Source organism: uncultured Photobacterium sp., assembly GCF_947502415.1.
Lineage (GTDB): Bacteria > Pseudomonadota > Gammaproteobacteria > Enterobacterales > Vibrionaceae > Photobacterium.
The window spans coordinates 31101-51392 of the sequence record NZ_CANMZV010000004.1; the positions used below are offsets into that span (position 1 = coordinate 31101).

Consider the following 20292-nt stretch of genomic DNA (forward strand, 5'->3'; position numbering starts at 1 on the left):
TTATCTAAAGATAAAACCGCCTTCTGTGTAAGGCGGTTTTTATTTAGAAGGCTTATATATCTGCCCATGCTTCTATCATATCCTCTCTTTCTGAGGTTATGACATTTACGTAGTCGCTATATGCCATCCATTCCATTAACTTGCTTACAGGGTGAAGCATCATTTCCTTATCTTTCACCCTCTTTTTGGAGTTATACAGTTTCGCTTCCGAGTTTGTTTTCAACTGCTCTTTAGCAACCATGATCTCGTCTTCTCGCTCAACTTTATACCAGTTTCTTGGGTAGCTATTCAGACGCCCACGCATTATTATTTCATTTGATTCACAACCAGAAAGACCAGCTCCCTTCGAACCATTAATTACAACATTGAAACTAGCGCCCTCACTAGCATAATTACTAGGTAGGTACAAAGGCCTAAGCCCTTTCACTTTAACGCCAAAGATATTCAAGTAGCTCAGGTCAACCACGTTAGCAAACACATCGGTTTTATCCTCTTCTTTGCCCCATAATTTACCATCAAGCGCCATTTCACTTAATGCTTCACTCTTTAATTCACCAAGCTTATCAGCCAACAAAGCGACAGGCCTTGGTAACTGAACGCCATCATACAGAGTCGGAACAAATTCAAACGTATCATCCTTGCTAACAATCTGTCCCAAACGGTAAAGACAGTGAACATCGGTCATCGGCAAACTCTTTGAAATAAGAGTATGGTTAAGTTGGATCGAAAGACCACCTAACGGTATACAGTTTTCATCAAAGCCAGCATTTTTCAAATTAACTGGATCTTTAGGCTTACTACGTACAACCAGTGTTGCCGACGCTTCTTTGTCCCAGTCAAAGTCTTCTATAACCCCTCTGAGCCTGCTTCCCGATGCAATTAATGCATCATTAGCATCCTGTTTCTCTTGTGATTTCTGAAAAGTAGGTTTGTTCAATCCAGCTTGTCCGAGATAAAAATCAAATTCCGCATCATTAAATACCTCAGGGAATTTGAGTTCTTGTTTAGGAGAAGCCAAACTCAAAAAGCTCTTTTCATAGAATACCCTATCCCCTTTCTGGACCGGTGAGTACGTTTTAAAATCTTTGGTAAATCGATATTCACGAACCGGAGATAATGTCATATTAAAGCGCGGTAAGCGTCTGTCTGAATAAGAACTTTTCACAAGCTCTACGTCTAACTTCGTATCATCAACGCTCGGTACAAGTATCTGTAAATAATATAACAACCACTTAACCTTACCCGATAAAGTTGATTCACTCTTTTCATCAAATAGTGATTTCATTACGGGGTCATCGTAATCTGCCACCGGGCGAATACCCATAATCTGATACATGCCGAAGAAATAACTAGGCTGAATAATCACACCATAGACACTCTCATCCTTAGGGATGTCTTTAAATACTATTGCTTTTTCGGCGTCAGTTAAGTCCTCTTCCGCCAACGGTCCTGCATATTCAATATGTTCAGAGGCAACCCTATTAAATAGCTGCCAGCTCTGATTCGAATTACAAGACATAACTCTTAGTGCAACAGGAAACAGGTTACAACTATCGTCTTTGATTTGTGCTTTTTCTTTATCGACAACAATAACAATACGAATATTGTCGTAAGGCGTTAACTGATGTTGGTTCTTTGCATAATAGTCGTCGAATAACTCCCAGCCATCTAACGATGACTGACTCCCATTCCCTTCTGTTGCATAGGGTTGACGGACTGATACAACTATACGATCTTTTAAAAATACATCTTTGTCCAAGTTGTCAGGAAATGGTTCCGCAACTAGAGACTTAAAGTGCTCATCAGTATCGCTTGCAAGATAATGTACCGGGAAATAACGGCTATTACGTTGAGCTTTGCTATTAAGCAGGGCTTGCTCATCAGAGCCTGTCAACTGTGATATCACCGCCCGCCCTTGTGCTATGAGGCCCTTGAACGAAAAGTCATCCCGCGCCTTAAATCCTCTAGTGTTTAACCAAACCTCGTCAAGATACATAATGCCCAGAGCCGACACTTCTACTTCCCACTCATCACTCAAAAGATATGTCTTAATGTAGCCAACTACATCTATATCTTCGAACTCTTTAGCGGTCTTCATCTGGCCATACGTAGCTGTCAACGTCGCAGGGCCAACATTTTCAGTGTTCTTAGCCAGCCCAGTTTTACTTTTGTTGAAGCGGTAAGTTTGGATCAACCTTAACAGACCATTGATCGCCATTGCTCGCTTCATATATGCCTTTAACATGACTGTTTGTAAATTATGAACTGTCGTCTCAGCTAAAAACTTATTGATCAACACCAAATCCTTATGACGCAGCTTGGTGAGTAATGATTGCGCCTTGTATTGGTTTTTGTCGAGTAACTGAGATGCTGTATCTATCATAGACATAGCTAGGTTAATTCCCTCTTTACCCGCCGCCACGATAGAAACAGGCGGAAAGACCGCAGACGCACCTAATAAGGCTAAATCAACAACAGAGTTAATAGCTGAAACTAAAGCCTCGTCCATCGCCATATCAGACGCGATGGCTTTTTTCGATGCTTTTTCCACCGCCATCAATCCTGAACGACAAGGAGGAAAATCAAACTGAGCACTGAAATTCAGTAATAACTCAACGCGTCTGTTCTTTCGACGATTTTCTATACTGTCATTCTCAACCAGAGGCACCGTCTCACCATAGGCGACAATTTTAATCATCGGCTCCCACAATACTTTTTGGGAGTCTGACAACGATTCGAGAATGCATAATTTAACCGCTTCCGCACGCTTCCGTGAAAGTTCTAGGTTATATTCCCTCGCCCCGATATCACAAGTATGCCCCGAAATCGTAACCTCAATCGGACTGCTAAGCTTTGCTAATTCAACAGCAATTCTCTTATAGGCGTTTTTAACACTTTCGTTAGCAAAATTGGGGGAAGCCTTATCGAAGCCAAACCTGGTTGAGTCTAATCTCAACAAAGTACCATTAATCAGCTCTGCATTTTTTGTCCGATGTTCCCCCTCAGAATCCTTGACCACCATCTCTGCCAGTTGCTTTCTAAGCTCTTCAATCGCATTTTGTTCAGTCTCGGTCAGGCTGCTTCCATTAGATTCAAAAGCCTTTAGCCTGTCTTCTGAGGCAGAGATCACCGTATTGGAGTAATAACTGACATAACTCAACAGATCACTATCGGCAGCCTTTGCTTTAGCCACCTGTTGATCAACCTGATAGATATTAAATAGTGTTTCCGCAATTGAGAGTGGCTTTCCGAGCAAAAATGAGCCAGCTTTACCAATGCCGGCCATGAAGGGCTTGAAACCAAGAGGGAATGTAACGTTTCCGGAACCTTGTTCCAAAAGGCTTCGGGTGTATCTGACATGGGGTGATATAGGATCGCCAGCCAATAAAACTTTTTTCATTTTACTATCAATGAGCTTCGCTTTCTCCGTCAGGCCATTTGCTAGCCCTTTGTCATGCAAATCAGCCAATGTTCCCATGAAAGCCATTGATCCACCAGTTACCCCCGCTACAGCAAGAAGGCTCTGACCAAACTCTTTTAAGCCTTGATCTTGTGAAGAAGTTAAACTTGATGCTGATGCACTAAAAACCTTACTGATAGTTGTCCATGATAAGCCCTTTTCCAGAGCACCAGCCCCGGCTTCTAATAACCCTTTCTGACTTTGTAGCGTATGCCATGCCTGTTCCGGCAGTGTACCGCTTCCTGCTTTATTGTCTTTTGCCAAATTTTCTGGCAGAGCATTTGGCTGAGCACTCAGTTGAGCCACCAGATGCTGATAGTATTCCGGTGCATGGTTAACTAACGCTTCTTCGACACTAACAGGATCACCGTTCACCAGTGTTGTACGACCGAGCGCGGTTTTAATTGGCAAATGAAAAACCCGCTCACAAAGGCTATACGTTAGTGGCAGCCCCTTTATCTCAAATTCATCTCGAACATCTCTCCTGACACTATTTAAATCAACGTTAATACGGCAATACTGTTTAAGATTCTGGCTAGTAAGTACAGCATCTGATTCTATCCAAAACGTCGCCATCTGTTGCTTCATGGGCTGACCGTCAGCCCCTAAAAATTCAACTTCACCGACAAGGGACTGACATTCTTTTTCTGACCCCATGATGTTAAACTCAAGAGGAATATCCGTAATGGTAACAGTTGCTCCTTCAAATTTTGCAGAAGAAAACGTAACCACTATGGTATAAAACTGCGGCACTTCGATAATATTCGCTTGCAGGTGCCGATGCTCGCCTAACCAAGTCTGGTAGTTTTTAAAATAGTCGTCACTATCAGCCAGAGCCTGTGCTTTATTTTTATCCACGGGCAATGGCAACAGATTTGATACATTGACACGAGTAATAGCGTTTTTAAAATATTGCTTATCTGAAACTACACTTTTATCAGAAAGAAAAGAGTTCAAATTCTTTAACCAATTACCTTCATAACTGTCATGGCACATCGGCACCAGATACGAAGGAAAAAATAACATCTTTTGCTGAATTTTCGGCATCTCTTGCTGCGTTTTCGACAAAGAGACATTCTCGTTCTGACTTAACTTGCGAATAACCGGAACACCGGTAAGCGACAGCTCATTACCATCATATTGCTTAGCGCTATTAAAATACGTTAACGCGCCGTTTTTATCGCTATAAGCAATCGGGTATTCTGCTTTTACCTGAACGGAAGCTTGTCCTTTAGTATCAATTCTATGTTGCTTAATTAATTCCGACTCAGGCAAACGCAGGGTTTCAAATGGCAGCGGGAAATGACGCCCAACAGGCTGACCATTACGACCAAACAAGCGTCCCATCAGATATATACGGTCAAGATCCAAACTATTTTTAGCCACGGCCATACTCCTTAAGCTGCTTTAACTGGCGCTGTAGCGACTCCTGATACTGCACTGTTGTCGGTAACGGAGGAAAGAACGGACGCCAGTCACGCTGATTGAACCCTTCGCGAAGGTGAAGCGGCAAATACAGTGAAAAACCGCCAATTAACTCTCCTTGACCTGGTGAGTTTTCTGCCACTTGATAATAATAATTCAGCGCAGATAACGGGCAATCTTCATCGCTCTGGCGATAACGAGTTATCAATCGCATTTCTTCGCTTAGAAACCATTTTCCCTCCTGAATAATCCAACGTTGTGGACTTTGCCCTGCAACCTGAGCAGGAGCATCAATATGGTAATAGTTCATCGGTCCTCGACGATTGGCACAAGTAAAACTACGACGGTCGAGACTATAGCTTTGCCCTGCCTCACACGCTTCGTCATAGTAGTTTTTACGCCCCAAATAGGCCATATCGGATAAACGAAATAAGATCGACGTCCCTTCATCCGGAGTCTTTTCTTTCAACTTACGACTCAACGCCTGAACCAATCTGTCTTGCTCGAGAGATATAAAATACGAGCCCGCATGCTCGCTATAACTCACATCGCCCAGTTCGCTATTCGCTTTCGGCCTAACGTTTTCCAATTGCTTAGTAACGACATCATAGCGCTGCAATTCTGCATTCATAAAATACACACTTCGACTATCTGGCATCCAATGGTAAGACACACAACGACCGGAGCCCAAAGCTGTCACTTCCTGCGTCTTCAAGTCATACAAAGCACAATCATAAGAAAACATGCGTGACCTGTATGTTAAAGTAACATAACGGCCATCAGGTGAACGCATCGGGCGTGACGGGCCATGAACTTCAACCCATCCACCTAGTTCCTTTTGTGTCACTAACAGGCGTACGTCAGTACCATTCATGTTCATGGTATATAAATCGCCATACTTAGGCATTTTCATCGTAAACATAATTTGCGGCTGTTGGTGAACAGCATCCCACTTTTCTCTTGGTGGTTTTTCTGGTACCTGTAAATTGACATACCATTCAGTGATCCGTTGTTTTCTTATTTCACTTCCTGATAGCTCTCTATCCTTAACAATTGCATCAAGTTCTTTTTGATATTCAGGATCCAGCTTGTCTTTTTGCCAGTAGTGCCAACCACCAAATACACAACCTGCCAATAAGGCACCCACAAGCACTTTTGTCATTTTTTTATTTTTCATAGTCGCTGTTTTTATTTATTTGTATGTTTAAGACACCAGCATGTTATGCCACATGCTCATCATATTTTGGTAAGCTTTCTGCTTCTCAATAACATCTTCATCCGGAGCGTAAGATTCCACCACTTCTGATTCTTCTATCGAAAAATCTTCATCACAAACTTGTTCATAAGTCAGGTCCTTAAATACCAATTCGGCACCATCCGGATCTGCGGGATTAACCACTAACAACGTGAATTTACCTTTCCTTGGAATACCCGAAATCAACGCCTGAATAAAGCCGGCATCCTCACTAGGCTCAAACGGCTCTGATATTCGCCACTCACTCTCTGTATCTTCCATAACTGCGTATAACTCAGGCTCCCTTCCCAAGTAATCCCCATTCAATACAGTTTCTAACCTAACCAGAAACCCATCGTTATGGCCGTCCACATAAGTAATCACCGTGTTGGACTGGTCAAAACTACGAACTACCGTGGGTAATTCACTGAGCCACGGCATATCATCGTCTGTCACTGTGTGTATTGCAGCGCTATCAACATCCGAAATATGTTCTTGTACCGAAAAGGCTTTGCTGTCGCTGTAACAACCCAACTCATCCAGTGGTGTACTGACTTTTCCTAACTTCTCTGAATCCGCTTCCAAGGCTTCTATTTGCTCAAACGTCTTCTGTTTGGGAGAAAAGCAGACTTTCAGGCCATTATCACCCTGTTGTACCTCACCCATTATTTTGTAAGGCACCCAAAACTGTGCAAGCGGGAAGCCATCCGGTTCACGTTTCAGAATTTTAGATTGTTCTTTTTCCGCTTCACCTGCTGTAACCTGGCGGTGATATTCCACATCAATATCCTGGTAATACCCTCTATCGGTAATATAAAACTCGCGCCAAAGTTTATTCTTCCAGAACAGGTAAAGGTATCCACCTTTCAGTTCAGCCGCTTTGTTTTTATCTTTACTGCCGTCAAGGTAGGCCAGAGGGCGAACCGGCACCAGCACATTATCCCATTCATCCTTTTCTGTTTCTTTATCAATAGGTTGAATATTTTCGGCAAGCTTAAGCTTTAAGGGTTGTGGAGAGCCATTCATTGGCACAGTTAAATATAGATTTTTGGGTTCGGGTTCCAAATTTTTAAATACTGCCGTACTGCGGTGAGACGTATGCATGTCTTTTCTTGGCCTGGCAATTTTTTCGCTCTGAACCTCGGTCTTTCCAAGCATGAGTGATGCAGCATTGTTCGGCCACTGGCCAGCAAACTCCACAACAATTTTGTACTCGGGTGAAGGTTCTACCGAATCAAAGGTAAGGTTACTAGCCAAAACCACGTCATCAGTAACAGGCTTATAATTGGCTTTAACTGCTTTAGGCGCTTGAGTAGCCTGGACGCGTTCTACACATTTTTTTAATGAGGGATACTGCGATAGCTGTGTATCCGTTAATGAAGAACGTCGCGCAAATGAAGATAGAGCAACCCAATGTCCACGAACAAGTTGCTGTTTAACTCCATTCAACAGGCTGTGAAGATCTTTCTTTGCGGAAAGGGAAAGAGTCTCACTAAGCGGACGAGGTAATTGTCCCAGGACATCTTGTACACGGCGGGCACGAGAAAACTGCCCGAGACACTCATCTGGCGTCAGGATATAGTCGAGCTCTCTGTGTGTAAGTGCTGAGCTCGGTATTAGCTTGCAAAACAATTGCATGAAAGATCTCCACAACCAATTTCAAAATTATGCGGCTGCGGTGATAGTTAAGCTGATAAGGCTTAATAATTACGATTTGGCGGCGCCTATGATACTGATTAATTTGCTCATATTCAATGAGAGATACAGTCTTAAACCTTGCTCACCACTAATAAATGTAACAACTTTCTTTCAATCTTTATATGCAACAAAGACTCTTGTTACGTAATTCTTGATTAACAGCCTTTAACCGTCAATATCACTATCAATTTGAACGATTTGACATATGTTTAAGAGCCTTAGTTTGATATACAATTGATTAATATAAAACCAATATGACCCGGCTTCTTGAAGTACAGTCAACGATAAAACTCGCTGACAGCAAATATTAATTAGGTTTGTAAAATCTCATAACTATGGTATTCCATAAAAAAATGAATAATAAAGAAAAAAAAGTACTTAGGCGACAAGCACTAGAAATTTCAAATCGCACAAGAACTAAATATATTCATTTCTATTCTAAAATTTATACTCACTATCTCCTATCTCGCTCGTAATTAGTACCTAAAAGCCTTTCCGCAAACGGTCAACTTTAAATCCCCACCTCCCTTAAAAGAGGGGGGCTCTTGTTATACTTTTTGAGGCCAATTCTGCACACTTGGTAAGCCCTTACACCCAAACAGCCGTGTATAACGTCTTAGCTGTCATAACTACCTTTAGATAAATACCATCCAAGCTTCATAGGAGCTGTCTGGCGGATTAAGAACATTGCTATTATTGCCTGCATCTTGAAGTCACTTGTGTATATAATTCCCACCCAAGTTTTGTGAGCTTTTCTGTTTGAACTCTATACACATATGGGTTCAATTTTCCATCTCACAGGCAGGTATTTTGCTTTGACCGAATACGCATCATTAAACACAACAGGTACTGACTTATGAAAACAGCCGAAGAATTTATTGAACATCTGGAACTGGAGAAGCATGTCGAAGGGGGCTACTACCGCTCCTCTTTTCACTCCGAGAGTAACTTCGATGAAAAGCGTTCGCTATGGACCAGCATCTACTTCATGCTTAAAACAGGTGAAGTTTCACACTTTCATCGCCTGACTGCTGATGAAATGTGGTACTACCACGCAGGTGAATCACTAACCATTTATATGATCTCTGAGGAAGGTGAACTAACAACGGCACAGCTGGGCCTTGATATTGCCAACGGTGAGCGTCCGCAGTTTCTGGTACCTAAAGGTTGTATCTTTGGTTCAGCAATGAATAAGCCGGGTTTCTCTTTGGTAGGCTGTATGGTGTCACCAGGTTTTACCTTTGAGGACTTTGAATTATTTAGTCAGGAAACCTTACTGGCTGAATACCCCCAACATGAAGAAATTATCCGTCGTTTGAGCCGTAGTGAAAACGAATAAAACGATGGGTTAATTAAGAGCCTTGGCCTCATAAGGTGCGCTCTGCTCCTCCTGCGCACCTGTCCCGCGTAACAGTCGCACTGAAGTTGAAGTGGCATAGTTAATCTTATCATTCAATCAACAACAAGCACCTACCACGCTATCTTGCCGAGTTTTATTTTAAGTTTAATCGATGGTTTAATTTAGAAAAGATGCTCGAACAATTGATCTATTCAAGTATTCAAAAAACACCGATGCCTCAGCGCCTACTTAAGCTAGCTGAGGTTCGGTGGTAATCAGTTTATTTTTAGTTTATTCATTTGTTCTCCTATTTCTATTTTTTAATTTATTCTCGGATCTCCTGTAGCGATAGGTTTTGTAGGATCCTGTATCCATTCATAGAATCCTCCGTCATAGACACTTACATTTTCCCATCCCATCAAATATGCATCAAAAAATGCTAATGCCCCTCTCCAGCCTGTGGCACAGAAAAAAGATGATTCATTTTCAGCTTTGATATCCCATTCTTTCCACATTTTTTGTATTTGGGTATAATCCCTCATTGTTCCATCAGAATCCACAAAACCTTCCGAATGATATCCGTCTGAACCGCCATGCCCGAATACAGATCCCGGTATACGCCCTTTTTCAGTGAAATAAGAATATCCGCCGTTGTTTATCCCTGCATATTCTTCCCATGAAACTACCGCCACTAGTCTTCCATTATGGCCTTTAATTAATTCTTTCGCTTCTTCTAAATTCTTTGTATATTCCGGATGCATCGGTATCTGCCCACCAAAATTATTGTCTGGAATCCATTTATTTTCACCCTGCTCCAGAGATAACCCGGCATCTATCAATCCTTTTATGTTGGAATTTATTATTCTTACATCTTCAACCCCGGCATACATAAGAACATGTGCTAACCTGCCCGATGCCATAGCTTCATCACTGTAGATTATGACCATCTTATCCTTAGTTATACCCGTTTCATTTAATATTTTTTTTATTTTACCATCTGAAACCACATTCCAAAGAGGAAGGCTTTCTATATCGTTTGTATCTATATAAATAGCACCTTTTATATGCCCTTTCTTATATTCTTTTTTTTGCTTATAGTTTACGTTTACAATGATATATTCCCTTCCATCATAATTTTTCACCTCTTTTCCTTCTGTTAAATCTTTAACCCACTGAGGATAGACCAACTTTTCATAATTTTTTAACTTTTCTACCTTCAGGGAGCTGTCCATACTCCACTCTTCCATTCCACCCTGGTAGTTGGCTACATGTTTATATCCAAAGTTTTTTAACACATTATAAAGACTCAGACTTTCTTTTCCATAGTTAGAGTAAACTACTATAGTTTTTTCTGGTGATATCCCATTTTTTCTAAATAATTTTTTCACCTCATTCTCATTTAACCCTTCCAATAGATTAAAAGATAAATTAATTGCCCCGGGAATATGCCCTCCTTTTATATTTTCATCTATAGACCAGCCATTAAACTCCTCATCTGACCTGGTGTCGATTAAAATAAAATTATTGTTTTTGAGATTTAAGCCTATATATTCCTTGGTCACTAAAACCTCTTGCATATCAATAAATTCATTTTTAACATCTGTTTTTAACTCTGTACCTGCATTTTTACTGGAACATCCCATGATATTTAATGAGATAATCGTTATTGCTGTAGATAAAAACAACTTCTGTATTGTTTCATTGAACTTCATATTTCCACCACTTTTATTTTTCGGTTATAAAACAAAGTCTCTGTATGAATATTTTAAAATCATCATAGAATATATAACTTAAAAACTTCCTTCCCTCCCATATATTATCTATACCAGTGATTTCTATTTACTGACAGTAATCGTTATAAAACTCAGATATTTATTACAAATCTTGTTAAATAGCTACTGCTTCTCTTCTATAGTTTTTGTAGGATTATTGGTCATGACTCAAATTCATACTCAACGAAATCTAACTCAATGTCTTTGTTCATACGCTCACTGTGTACTCAACTTCCCCTTGGGAGATAAATCGTTGAATTAGTAGAGCTACCTTCAATCAAAGCGATGGTAAAAAAGTTTGGGTATGAGGATTTGATTCTACAATGCTGTTCGGAACATTGAACAGGACACGCCCCACATTGTCAGCGTTAGCTTTATCGCTTTCGAAAAACGCCAATAAACCATTTACATGGTCAATATCGACGTGAGTCAGCACAACAAAGTCAATAATGTCCCCTTGTTCGAAAATTTTTTCTATCCGCTTAAAGGCTTGTCTACCATCTCTCTTAAGGCCTCCGTCTATCAATATGTGCTTGTTCTGGTTGTGGCTACGAAAAGTCAAAAGAAACGAGTCTGCCTTGGACTCTGTTAAAGTAGTTAGTTCGATGTTGATAGTCATGATCACTGTATAACTTTTTAAATAACTATCAGTAATTTACCATAGTTGCATATTACATGTGTATCTAAAACCAGACCGTGTGTGTTGAAGAGCACACTGTAGACAGATGGAAATCGACCAACGCAGGCCTTCATTTTTTTACAAGCAAGGAACCTTGGGGTCAGGTCTTGATTTTTGCCCGTCGTTAGTTCAAGTATTACAAAAATCGCGTATTCAAATCCGGGTAAGGAGCGGTGCTGACACGTTTTGGGGCAGAACCATGCCATGAAGCGCGGTCTACTACCCTCCCGCTAGATATAGTTGTTGTCCATTCGGTATCCAACATCCTCTACACACCTGGCCAATGTAGCCACATTGAGACCATCGGAACAAAGCCTGCCACTCAGCCTTGTCACGTGAAGTAGTTCAAATTTCAAGGCTCTCATTTTCTGGTTGTATGAAGCGGAAAGTTGGACAACTCATTTAGCCCCAATCCTCCCTCACTAAAAAAATAACCTTATAAACAACAAGATAATCAAAAAAAAAGAATCTCATTTAGCCGGACAAAATCCCAAATGAGACTGGAACTGACAAAAATAAAGCTTGCATGAGAGCCTAATTATAACTACTGTACGGATATACAGTATGTATATTTAACCACTAGTAAGGATGGCGAGCGATGGCAGTACTATTTGACAACCTACAATCAGTTTCTGTTTCTCAGGCATACAAATCCACGTTTTCAACTCATACTGCTTCGCCATCTTATAGCCAGCCTGTGAAATGCCCTATTGAAGTTAACTTCTCTGATGAACAGCAAGCGCAGCTAGCTTATTTCCTTCGCATTCTTAAACAAGCTAACCAACAAAGTCGTTGGATTATGTTTATTGGTAATGATGCATTAATCGACAAGAACCTACTTCAAAGTGCCGGAATCGATCTGAACAAGGTACTGGTTTTGAAAAACAAGAAAGGACTTTCTGCTCCACGCTTGATGGAATTGGCATTGAATTCTGGCAACTGTAGTGCCGTAATTGCCAGTGGTGATATTGAGTGCTTTACCAACAAAAGTATCCGCGAAGCCGCTAATAATGGGGCTTCTTACGCTTTTGTGATCAACCGCGAAGCAAAGCAAAATATTACACTTCATTAATATCTGTTAACCACTTAACAAAACTCACTAAATGCTTGCCACCAAAGTAATTTTTGGTGGCTTTTTTGATCGCAGCCACAGAACAGTCGAATTATCTGTTTTTTGCGGATAACACATCACAATTTCCGTGCAAATTTGATTGAAACTACCATAAAATAGCCAAGAACCAAGCATTACTAGACATAAAACCGGAAAATGAACATGGAAAAGAAACTGGGATTAGGTTCGTTAACTGCACTAGTTATCGGTTCGATGATAGGTGCAGGAGTCTTCAGCCTTCCCCAAAATATGGCCTCGGTCGCCAGCCCTGCGGCCGTCATGATAGGTTGGACAATCACGGGCATCGGGATGATTTTTCTAGCTCTCGCCTTCCAACATCTGTCCCAATTAAAACCTGAAATCGAAAGTGGCGTTTTCGGTTATGCACAAGCCGGCTTTGGTGACTTTGTAGGATTCTGCTCAGCATGGGGATACTGGCTAAGTGCCATGTTAGCCAATGTTTCCTACCTTGTTATTGTATTCAGCACGCTGGGCATGTTTGTAGACCAGCCCGATATGGTTATCTTCGGTGCAGGGAATACCTGGTACGCTGTCGCGGGAGCATCCGTTCTCCTCTGGATGGTACACTCACTCGTACTACGAGGAGTCCAAACTGCCGCAGTGATCAATATGATCACTACCATTGCCAAACTCATTCCCCTCTTCCTCTTTATTCTGTGTGCATTCATAGCTTTCCACTGGGACACTTTTGTATTTGACTTCACTGGCCTGCACTTTGGCAAAGAGCATGATCTCATCACCCAGGTGAAAGGCACCATGCTAATCACTGTATGGGTTTTCATTGGTATTGAAGGGGCCGTCGTCGTCTCAAGCCGCGCGAAAAGCCGTAAAGATATTGGACGCGCAACCATTCTTGGTTTATTAACTGCGCTTACTATATATGTCCTGGTTACCCTGCTTTCTATGGGTGTGATCAGTACTGAAAAACTAGCCACTTTCCAAAACCCATCAATGGCAAGAGTTCTTACTGAAATTCTAGGGCCATGGGGTGCTGTTATTATCGGTTGTGGGCTATTAATTTCAGTGAGCGGTGCATTCCTTAGCTGGACAGTACTGGCTTCTGAAGCACCTTATCTTGCCGCCAGAGATCACATGTTCCCTAAAAGCTTCGCTAAGCAAAATGAAGCTGGTAGCCCAGTAAAGGCACTAACTCTGACTAACACCTGCGTTCAGGTATCACTGGTCTTTGTTGTCTTTGCCGGTAGCACATATGACACTCTGCTCGCTATTGCCTCTGAAATGATCCTTGTTCCTTACTTCCTTGTCGGTGCGTATACACTAAAACTGGCTATAGAGAAAGGTAACCGTGGAGCTCTGTTCTGGGTGGGATTAGGTGCTAGCCTGTACGGACTTTGGCTTTTATATGCCTCAGGTCTAAACTACTTGCTGCTCTCCGCACTGCTGTATGTTCCAGGCCTGTATTTTTATGTTCAGGCCAAGCGTGAACAAAATGCCCAGGCCTTCATCGGAACAGAAAAAGCGGCTGCCAGTGTACTTACCGCAGCGGCATTTCTTGCAGCAGGTATGCTGTGGAAAGGCATGTTCTAATATCTATCGGAGTCAAAAAAAGCCAGCAGTGCTGGCTTTTTTTATATCGTCGGCTAAATCCAGTTAATGTGCTTCAATCATATGAACATTTAGCGTTTCACCATTGTCAGCCGCTATCGTAATCCTGCACCCAGCCTTTTGCTCTATCTGATCCAGCTGATCCTCATCCAGCGCATATGGCAAAGCAATCACCAACTCCAAGATTTTCTCTGCCCGAGCCAGACGTAATAAACGGATCAAATTACTAGAATCACTAACATTGGTCGAAAGCACTTTAAGCGCCTGCATCTGCAACTTCTCAGATTCAGTTAAACCGCTTGGTAATGAAGATGTCCATGAAACTTCAAAAGCCGGAATCAACGCTTTCAGTGCATCAAAGAAAGTCATTCTATGTTTACAAGATGCTGAAAGAAACGATGTGTAATCAAATACGACATTACTGTTATTTGAGATATCAACTGATGTTTCCATAATCATCCTTAAAAGAAACATAACAACTGTTGCTTAAAAGCAGTATACCGATTGCATATACATCTACTCTTTCTTCACTATACGATTTACTTGCTCTAGAGGAATTCCCAATTGTGCGAATTTTGCACTTGATCCTGCTTTTTGAGGCTAAAAACCAAACTCAAAATATCTGATACACAATTGATTAACATCAAAGGCACCATTAAAAAACATACGTTACCTTGTGGAAATATTGAGCGATTTCATTGATTTCTTACGAAGATATAGCACGTTCGATCAAAACAGTTACGCAAAGCAAATAATAAAAAGCGCCTCAGAATCACAGACGCTTTTCTCAATGTGAAAATAAATGTGGAAAAAAGACCCAATGAAACAAAAACTATCTTTCAAACGGTATTCCACAAAGGAATTTACCACTTCAATAGTTTTACTCTCATCAATCAAGAAAACCATGTGATGTAGAACTAATCAGGCTTTCGCCTTTGCTTAGGTGGGTCGCAATCTCCTGCTGTTCCCACTGAGCATCCAATAGTGCCAACTCTTTTTTCATTTCTGATAATTCACGTTCCATGTAGGCAATGTTTCGTATTAGCATTTTCCTTTCCATGTTTTTATCCTTAAACACTAATTACACAAACTCAAATAAATAATATCAGATCACGAACAGCAGAAATGCCTCTTTTTTTTCATATTCTTTTTTTGCTTAAGCGATTAACACTCTGTTCAACTGGTGTTAAGCATCCAAAGTGCCACCACAGCAAAAAGTTACTCTTCTTTTGATTAACTATACTCCCGAAGCAAATGACAGCCCTTAAAGAATCGACCTATCGCAACAATTGGTAAATTATTAATAACAATATCTGCACTTTATTTACAAAACAAATAAAATTATCAATAAATAAATTCACATGAACTGACTTTTGTGTGACAGAGAATGGCTAAAGTGCTGAATTTTCTAAATTATAAAATCTTGTTTTTAGTAGGTGTTTTTATTTCTTCTAGTGCATGGCCTCAAGAGGAGAGAAATTATCATATTGCTTATACCCCAACTGGTACCCGCTCAGTTATACAGATAATGATATCCACAAAGGCCTCAGCGCAGACCTTGTCAAAAAGATTCAAATTCATTCAGGTCTCAATTTTGTATGACATAGTACTAATTCATGGTCAGAATCATATTCTGAGATCCTAAAAGGTGGTTTTGACATCATCTTTGACATTCAGTCAACGGAAAACGCAGAAAGTATTTAGTTTTCCAAATATCATCTATAAAAGTGAGCTAGTTTTCGTCACGAATAAGCAAGAACGCTATATTACCGACCCTCAGCCTTCGTAAATAATAACAGGCTTGGTTTAATTGATGGATATGGCCCATCAGATACGCTGAATATTCAAAACGCCTCCTATTTTCACAGCCTGAAATCAGGCCTGATCGCATTATACAATAATGAAATTGATGCCATGGTTGACTCATCTGAAGTGATGCAATATATACTGATGAAAGATTTTCCTACTTTCAGCATCAATTCCGGCACAGGTGTATTTTGGGAATTGCGTAACAGTGACAGCCTAGGACGCTGGGGAGGCGAAGAGTTTATGATTATCTGCTTCAACACTGCATTGTATGATGCCGTAAAAATTGCTGAACGACTTTACAAAGCGAAACTCTCTGGCAGAAACCGCTGTATTCCAAATACAGCTTCCTGTGAAAGTTAATTGGAATACCGAAAAAGCTCACACACTGCTATTTATTTATAAAGATAATTATTTACAGGGCCACTCATTTAGCTCCCTAATGCCCATTATCAAACACCGCAGTGCGTAAGCTTTATCATCATATGAATTTTAGCTAGCGTTACACTTTAAAGCTATTCATTGCCAGCTGCAGCTCTTTATTGTTTGTATTCAGTTGCTGAGTTTCAGTCACCGCTGCCATCATCTGGGTTCCGGTTTCATCCGCCATTTCATTCACCCGACTAACATTACGCCCAATCTCCTGAACCACCTCTGTCTGCTCCGCTGTCGCACAAGCTATCTGTTCCGCCTGAGCTTGCACCTCGGAGATAGCATGCATGATCTTATCCAAAGCATCACCAACATGGCTGGCTTCATCCATTGTTTTCTCTGCCTGACGGCGGTTGTTCCCCATCACAGACGTTACATTGTGGGTATTCGTTTGAAGTTGTTCAATAATCCGCTGAATATTGACCGTTGATTCCTGAGTTTTACTGGCAAGGCTTCTGACTTCATCCGCAACCACAGCAAAACCACGGCCATATTCACCTGCCCGTGCAGCTTCTATCGCCGCATTTAATGCCAGCAAATTGGTTTGTTCAGCAATATCACTGATCACACCCAAAACCTGACCAATCTGCTCGGCATCCTGACGAAGATTCAACACTAACTCTTCAGCACTGAAGATCTCGTGGGTCAGTATCTCAACATTTTTTATTGCCGAGTGAACAGTCTCATTACTTTTTGAAACAAGCGTTTCAGCTTCCTGAGTCATCATTCGAGTCTGCTCAGCGTTGGTCGATATCTCATTTACCGCATGACCCATTTCCGTTGCAGCTGTAGCAATTTGATCTAATTCACCCTTCTGAACCTGTACAGCCTTGTTTGTCGCAACGATGGTTTTCTCCATTCCCTGACTATTCACTTCAACCTTTCCGGCCAGCTTACGGCTTTGAATAATCAACCCCTGTATTTTGCAGGCAAAATCGTTAAAGGCCATCGCAACCTGGCCAATTTCGTCTTTCCTGTCGAAGATTAACCGCTGTGTCAGATCACCATCACCATGAGCAATATCTCGCATTGCTCCAGCAGCCTGATTCAGTGGCGCTAATGCTTTCATACAAAACAGACCCAGTGTAGTTGCCATCACAACCGTTCCCAGCAGAGCCAACAGCATCGCCCTATGGCTAGCTTCTTCGACTGGTTTATCAACCATTGTCATAGGCACCATCAGTGCCAGCTTCCAACTGAGTTTCGGATAATCCAACACGATGTCATGCATTGCCACCATCTGACGGTTACCTTGCCAGGTAACTTCAGCAAACGAAGTCGCGTTTTTCTGGCTAGCATTATTCAGGCTGGAGAATCCCAAATTATTGTAATCCAATTTACCCAAGGTTAAACCGTTAAGATCATCAGGCTTCATGCCAGAAAATAAAATCACTTCCCCCTTATCGTTAAACAAAAATGCTGTACCTTGCCCCATATACCGGGCTTCATCTAATAAAGCTTTTTGAAGTGCTGTTATTTTAACATCAGCACCACCAATATATTCCAATCGCCCTGATTCATCATAGACAGGAATGTAAAATGCACCATTCATGTTTCCATTTCGTACATCAATAGCTGTCGTAAACCAGGCTTTATTTTCTGATAGTGTTGTTCTCCACCAAGGACGCTGCTTTAAATTTATAGCAGGATCGTAATACCGCCCAGACGCATCAAAATATTCACCGGTATTCTCTAATGCCACAAATAAACTAAATAAGTTTTCATCCGTTTCATTCATCCGGTGTATATAGGATAATACGTTTTCATATTTTTCCTGCGGTAAATCATCGCTTAACTCGCCTCGCATTTTAACAAACGAGCGCACATCAGAACTCATCAAGAAAGTAGTTGCAAGCGACTGATACTTATGAATATAACCTTTTGCAAACTCAGCCTTTTCACTGACTTGCGTTGCCAGACCACTCCTTACATTCGTTTGTGTTAAGTCTGAAATTCTTCTTACTGCGAGCCAGGTACCGACAGAAGCGATGAGAAGAACTAAAAGTGAAACACCCGTAATTATCTTTTTTACGAGGGATACTTTTTCCATTACTAACCCCTAATATATAATTAATTTTATACCCAAGTGACCTCAAAATGCTGGATTCAGAGTGAGCTCAGCTTACTCAATTCAAGGGAAATGAGTGCAGGAATGAACTCCCTTTCACACTCAGGTTTGATGAATATTATTCATCCGTTGCGCGATATTTCGTAATTTCCAGTATTAGTTACGATAATGATGAGACTTAAGAAACTATTACTTTTTACAATATGTCGAGCGGTATCATAGTAACAGCGTTCAAATATCTTCCATATTACTGTCCTCTCTCTTATTTGAACTAATATGGGAATTATTATGATCTTCATCACGACTCAGGAAGTATTTTATTAAAGCATGTTCCTTTCTGAAAAATTGCGCTCTTCCATTATCAAAACGGAGCACCATCTTTAATGACTAAACCTGATTAACACGATAATTTTTTTTCATTGGCATTCACCACCAATCAGCTTTAAGATCTAACTCGTTTGGGGAGTAGTCACCATTTGTTCGCCTGTCGTCATCTCGAAGCCTCATGCTTCCGGTAGTCGAGGATGGATTTGCAGTAAACTTAACGGCACCATTCTGACGAGACCAACGCCATTGTTTTGCACTTCGGTGTAGTTGTAATAATGTGCGAAAGGTCGTAACTCCCTCTGTTCCTCCTTTCGCGTATCTTTGAAAGGAGAAAACCATGAGCCTTTTGAGCTATGAAGGGTTCGCTGTTCTTACCGTTTTCATGCTAGCGCTGGATTTATACCAAACCCGTGGTGGCGTCACCATTAAGAAAGCGGCATTATGGAGTTTATTCTGGGTGTTTCTGGCCCTACTCTTTAACGGCTTCATTTACCTTTACTGGCAGCAAATAGCGCCGGAAAGCAGTTACAGCAATAGTGAAGCTGCAACGGCCTTTCTTACTGGTTATTTGTTGGAAAAATCGTTAAGTGTCGACAACCTGTTTATATTTGCGCTGATATTCAGTCAGTTTGCCGTACCAGAATCATTACGTCCACGGGTTCTGATGCTAGGTGTATTAGGTGCACTGATCCTACGTGGAATAATGATTGCTATTGGCGCCGAACTCTTAACTCAGTTCCACTGGGTACTGTACGTGTTTGCCACCTTCTTGCTCTACACAGGCTTTAAGCTCTGGCAGGAAGACGATGAGAAATCAGAAGACTTTTCCAAATCTTTACCGGTCCGCCTGATAAAGAAATGTTTCCGCGTAAGCGAGTCTTACCAAGGACATAGGCTACTGTACAAAGATCGTCTCGGCTGGATTGCGACACCTATGATGATTGTGATTGCGGTTATTGCGCTAACGGATGTGATGTTTGCGCTGGATTCGATTCCGGCCATCTTTGCTGTCACTAAAGAGCCGTTCCTGATTTTCACCGCTAACGTGTTTGCTCTACTCGGCCTACGTTCTTTGTATTTTGTTCTGGAAGGTATGCTCACGCGTTTCTGTTACCTACGCCCGGCACTGGCTTTCATACTCAGTTTCATCGGCATCAAAATGCTACTGATGGAAACACAATGGGCAATTCCGACCCCTGTATCATTGGGCGTGATTGTCATTACAATAACGTCGGCGATTGCAGGCTCGCTATGGAAAAATAAAGTTATTACGTCAGCTTCTTAAATAGACAGTAAACAACAAGAAAAATGCCAGCCCTCCGTGGCTAACAATGCTGAGGACTGGCAGAGGCAA

Annotated in this window: 13 protein-coding genes and 1 pseudogene; 6 read left to right on the top strand and 8 right to left on the bottom strand. The window is 41.3% G+C overall.

The annotated features are described in order from the left end of the window. Nucleotides 1-52 precede the first annotated feature (52 nt). From Q0852_RS05580 to Q0852_RS05590, 3 genes are read right to left on the bottom strand one after another with little or no spacing between them, the layout of a single operon-like run. Nucleotides 53-4846 (bottom strand): OmpA family protein, encoded by a 4794-nt coding sequence (locus Q0852_RS05580; protein WP_299015054.1) that lies wholly within the window; start codon nucleotides 4844-4846, stop codon nucleotides 53-55. Then, nucleotides 4839-6062 (bottom strand): hypothetical protein, encoded by a 1224-nt coding sequence (locus Q0852_RS05585; protein WP_299015057.1) that lies wholly within the window; start codon nucleotides 6060-6062, stop codon nucleotides 4839-4841. Before Q0852_RS05585 ends, Q0852_RS05580 begins: the two co-directional genes overlap by 8 nt. A gap of 27 nt (nucleotides 6063-6089) precedes the next feature. Continuing rightward, a complete protein-coding gene (locus Q0852_RS05590; RefSeq protein ID WP_299015060.1) occupies nucleotides 6090-7757 on the bottom strand; it encodes a hypothetical protein in 1668 nt (555 codons plus the stop codon). A gap of 916 nt (nucleotides 7758-8673) precedes the next feature. Between Q0852_RS05590 and Q0852_RS05595 the strand changes: the two genes are divergently transcribed. Both Q0852_RS05595 and Q0852_RS05600 read left to right on the top strand, forming a co-directional pair. Further along, nucleotides 8674-9156, top strand: coding sequence for a cupin domain-containing protein (locus Q0852_RS05595; RefSeq protein ID WP_299015063.1), 483 nt, complete (start codon nucleotides 8674-8676; stop codon nucleotides 9154-9156). Between the two features lie 104 nt (nucleotides 9157-9260). After that, nucleotides 9261-9431 (top strand): annotated as a pseudogene (locus Q0852_RS05600) (IS1595 family transposase); the annotation flags it as partial. 45 nt (nucleotides 9432-9476) lie between these two features. On the opposite strand, the gene Q0852_RS05605 reads toward Q0852_RS05600, so the two are convergent. Both Q0852_RS05605 and Q0852_RS05610 read right to left on the bottom strand, forming a co-directional pair. After that, the gene (locus Q0852_RS05605; protein ID WP_299015067.1) at nucleotides 9477-10868 is read right to left on the bottom strand and encodes a sulfurtransferase; all 1392 of its coding nucleotides are present in this window, start codon (nucleotides 10866-10868) and stop codon (nucleotides 9477-9479) included. A gap of 337 nt (nucleotides 10869-11205) precedes the next feature. Continuing rightward, a complete protein-coding gene (locus Q0852_RS05610) occupies nucleotides 11206-11547 on the bottom strand; it encodes an MBL fold metallo-hydrolase (RefSeq protein ID WP_299015070.1) in 342 nt (113 codons plus the stop codon). 658 nt (nucleotides 11548-12205) lie between these two features. Between Q0852_RS05610 and Q0852_RS05615 the strand changes: the two genes are divergently transcribed. Beyond that, nucleotides 12206-12679, top strand: coding sequence for a cell division inhibitor SulA (locus Q0852_RS05615; RefSeq protein WP_299015073.1), 474 nt, complete (start codon nucleotides 12206-12208; stop codon nucleotides 12677-12679). Between the two features lie 201 nt (nucleotides 12680-12880). Continuing rightward, complete coding sequence (locus Q0852_RS05620; protein WP_299015076.1) at nucleotides 12881-14287, top strand: basic amino acid/polyamine antiporter; 1407 nt, start codon at nucleotides 12881-12883, stop codon at nucleotides 14285-14287. 63 nt (nucleotides 14288-14350) lie between these two features. On the opposite strand, the gene Q0852_RS05625 is transcribed toward Q0852_RS05620, so the two are convergent. Both Q0852_RS05625 and Q0852_RS05630 read right to left on the bottom strand, forming a co-directional pair. Beyond that, a complete protein-coding gene (locus Q0852_RS05625; RefSeq protein ID WP_299015081.1) occupies nucleotides 14351-14758 on the bottom strand; it encodes a hypothetical protein in 408 nt (135 codons plus the stop codon). A 436-nt stretch (nucleotides 14759-15194) separates the two neighbouring features. Beyond that, on the bottom strand, nucleotides 15195-15365 hold the full coding sequence (locus Q0852_RS05630; RefSeq protein WP_299015084.1) for a hypothetical protein: 171 nt from the start codon (nucleotides 15363-15365) through the stop codon (nucleotides 15195-15197). Between the two features lie 854 nt (nucleotides 15366-16219). On the opposite strand from Q0852_RS05630, the gene Q0852_RS05635 reads away from it, so the two are divergent. Continuing rightward, nucleotides 16220-16474: a hypothetical protein gene (locus tag Q0852_RS05635; RefSeq protein ID WP_299015087.1), complete on the top strand. Its 255-nt coding sequence runs from the start codon at nucleotides 16220-16222 to the stop codon at nucleotides 16472-16474. A 139-nt stretch (nucleotides 16475-16613) separates the two neighbouring features. On the opposite strand, the gene Q0852_RS05640 is transcribed toward Q0852_RS05635, so the two are convergent. Next, complete coding sequence (locus Q0852_RS05640) at nucleotides 16614-18593, bottom strand: methyl-accepting chemotaxis protein (protein WP_299015090.1); 1980 nt, start codon at nucleotides 18591-18593, stop codon at nucleotides 16614-16616. A gap of 682 nt (nucleotides 18594-19275) precedes the next feature. On the opposite strand from Q0852_RS05640, the gene Q0852_RS05645 reads away from it, so the two are divergent. Then, on the top strand, nucleotides 19276-20223 hold the full coding sequence (locus Q0852_RS05645; protein WP_299015093.1) for a TerC family protein: 948 nt from the start codon (nucleotides 19276-19278) through the stop codon (nucleotides 20221-20223). Nucleotides 20224-20292 lie beyond the last annotated feature (69 nt).

What these genes read in the sequence shown, in the direction of transcription:
- Q0852_RS05585 (WP_299015057.1), bottom strand. Translation starts at nt 6,062, where the DNA reads ATGAAAAATAAAAAAATGACAAAAGTGCTTGTGGGTGCCTTATTGGCA.
- Q0852_RS05635 (WP_299015087.1), top strand. Translation starts at nt 16,220, where the DNA reads ATGGTTGACTCATCTGAAGTGATGCAATATATACTGATGAAAGATTTT.
- Q0852_RS05605 (WP_299015067.1), bottom strand. Translation starts at nt 10,868, where the DNA reads ATGAAGTTCAATGAAACAATACAGAAGTTGTTTTTATCTACAGCAATA.
- Q0852_RS05625 (WP_299015081.1), bottom strand. Translation starts at nt 14,758, where the DNA reads ATGGAAACATCAGTTGATATCTCAAATAACAGTAATGTCGTATTTGAT.
- Q0852_RS05620 (WP_299015076.1), top strand. Translation starts at nt 12,881, where the DNA reads ATGGAAAAGAAACTGGGATTAGGTTCGTTAACTGCACTAGTTATCGGT.
- Q0852_RS05590 (WP_299015060.1), bottom strand. Translation starts at nt 7,757, where the DNA reads ATGCAATTGTTTTGCAAGCTAATACCGAGCTCAGCACTTACACACAGA.
- Q0852_RS05615 (WP_299015073.1), top strand. Translation starts at nt 12,206, where the DNA reads ATGGCAGTACTATTTGACAACCTACAATCAGTTTCTGTTTCTCAGGCA.
- Q0852_RS05610 (WP_299015070.1), bottom strand. Translation starts at nt 11,547, where the DNA reads ATGACTATCAACATCGAACTAACTACTTTAACAGAGTCCAAGGCAGAC.
- Q0852_RS05645 (WP_299015093.1), top strand. Translation starts at nt 19,276, where the DNA reads ATGAGCCTTTTGAGCTATGAAGGGTTCGCTGTTCTTACCGTTTTCATG.
- Q0852_RS05595 (WP_299015063.1), top strand. Translation starts at nt 8,674, where the DNA reads ATGAAAACAGCCGAAGAATTTATTGAACATCTGGAACTGGAGAAGCAT.
- Q0852_RS05630 (WP_299015084.1), bottom strand. Translation starts at nt 15,365, where the DNA reads ATGGAAAGGAAAATGCTAATACGAAACATTGCCTACATGGAACGTGAA.
- Q0852_RS05640 (WP_299015090.1), bottom strand. Translation starts at nt 18,593, where the DNA reads ATGGAAAAAGTATCCCTCGTAAAAAAGATAATTACGGGTGTTTCACTT.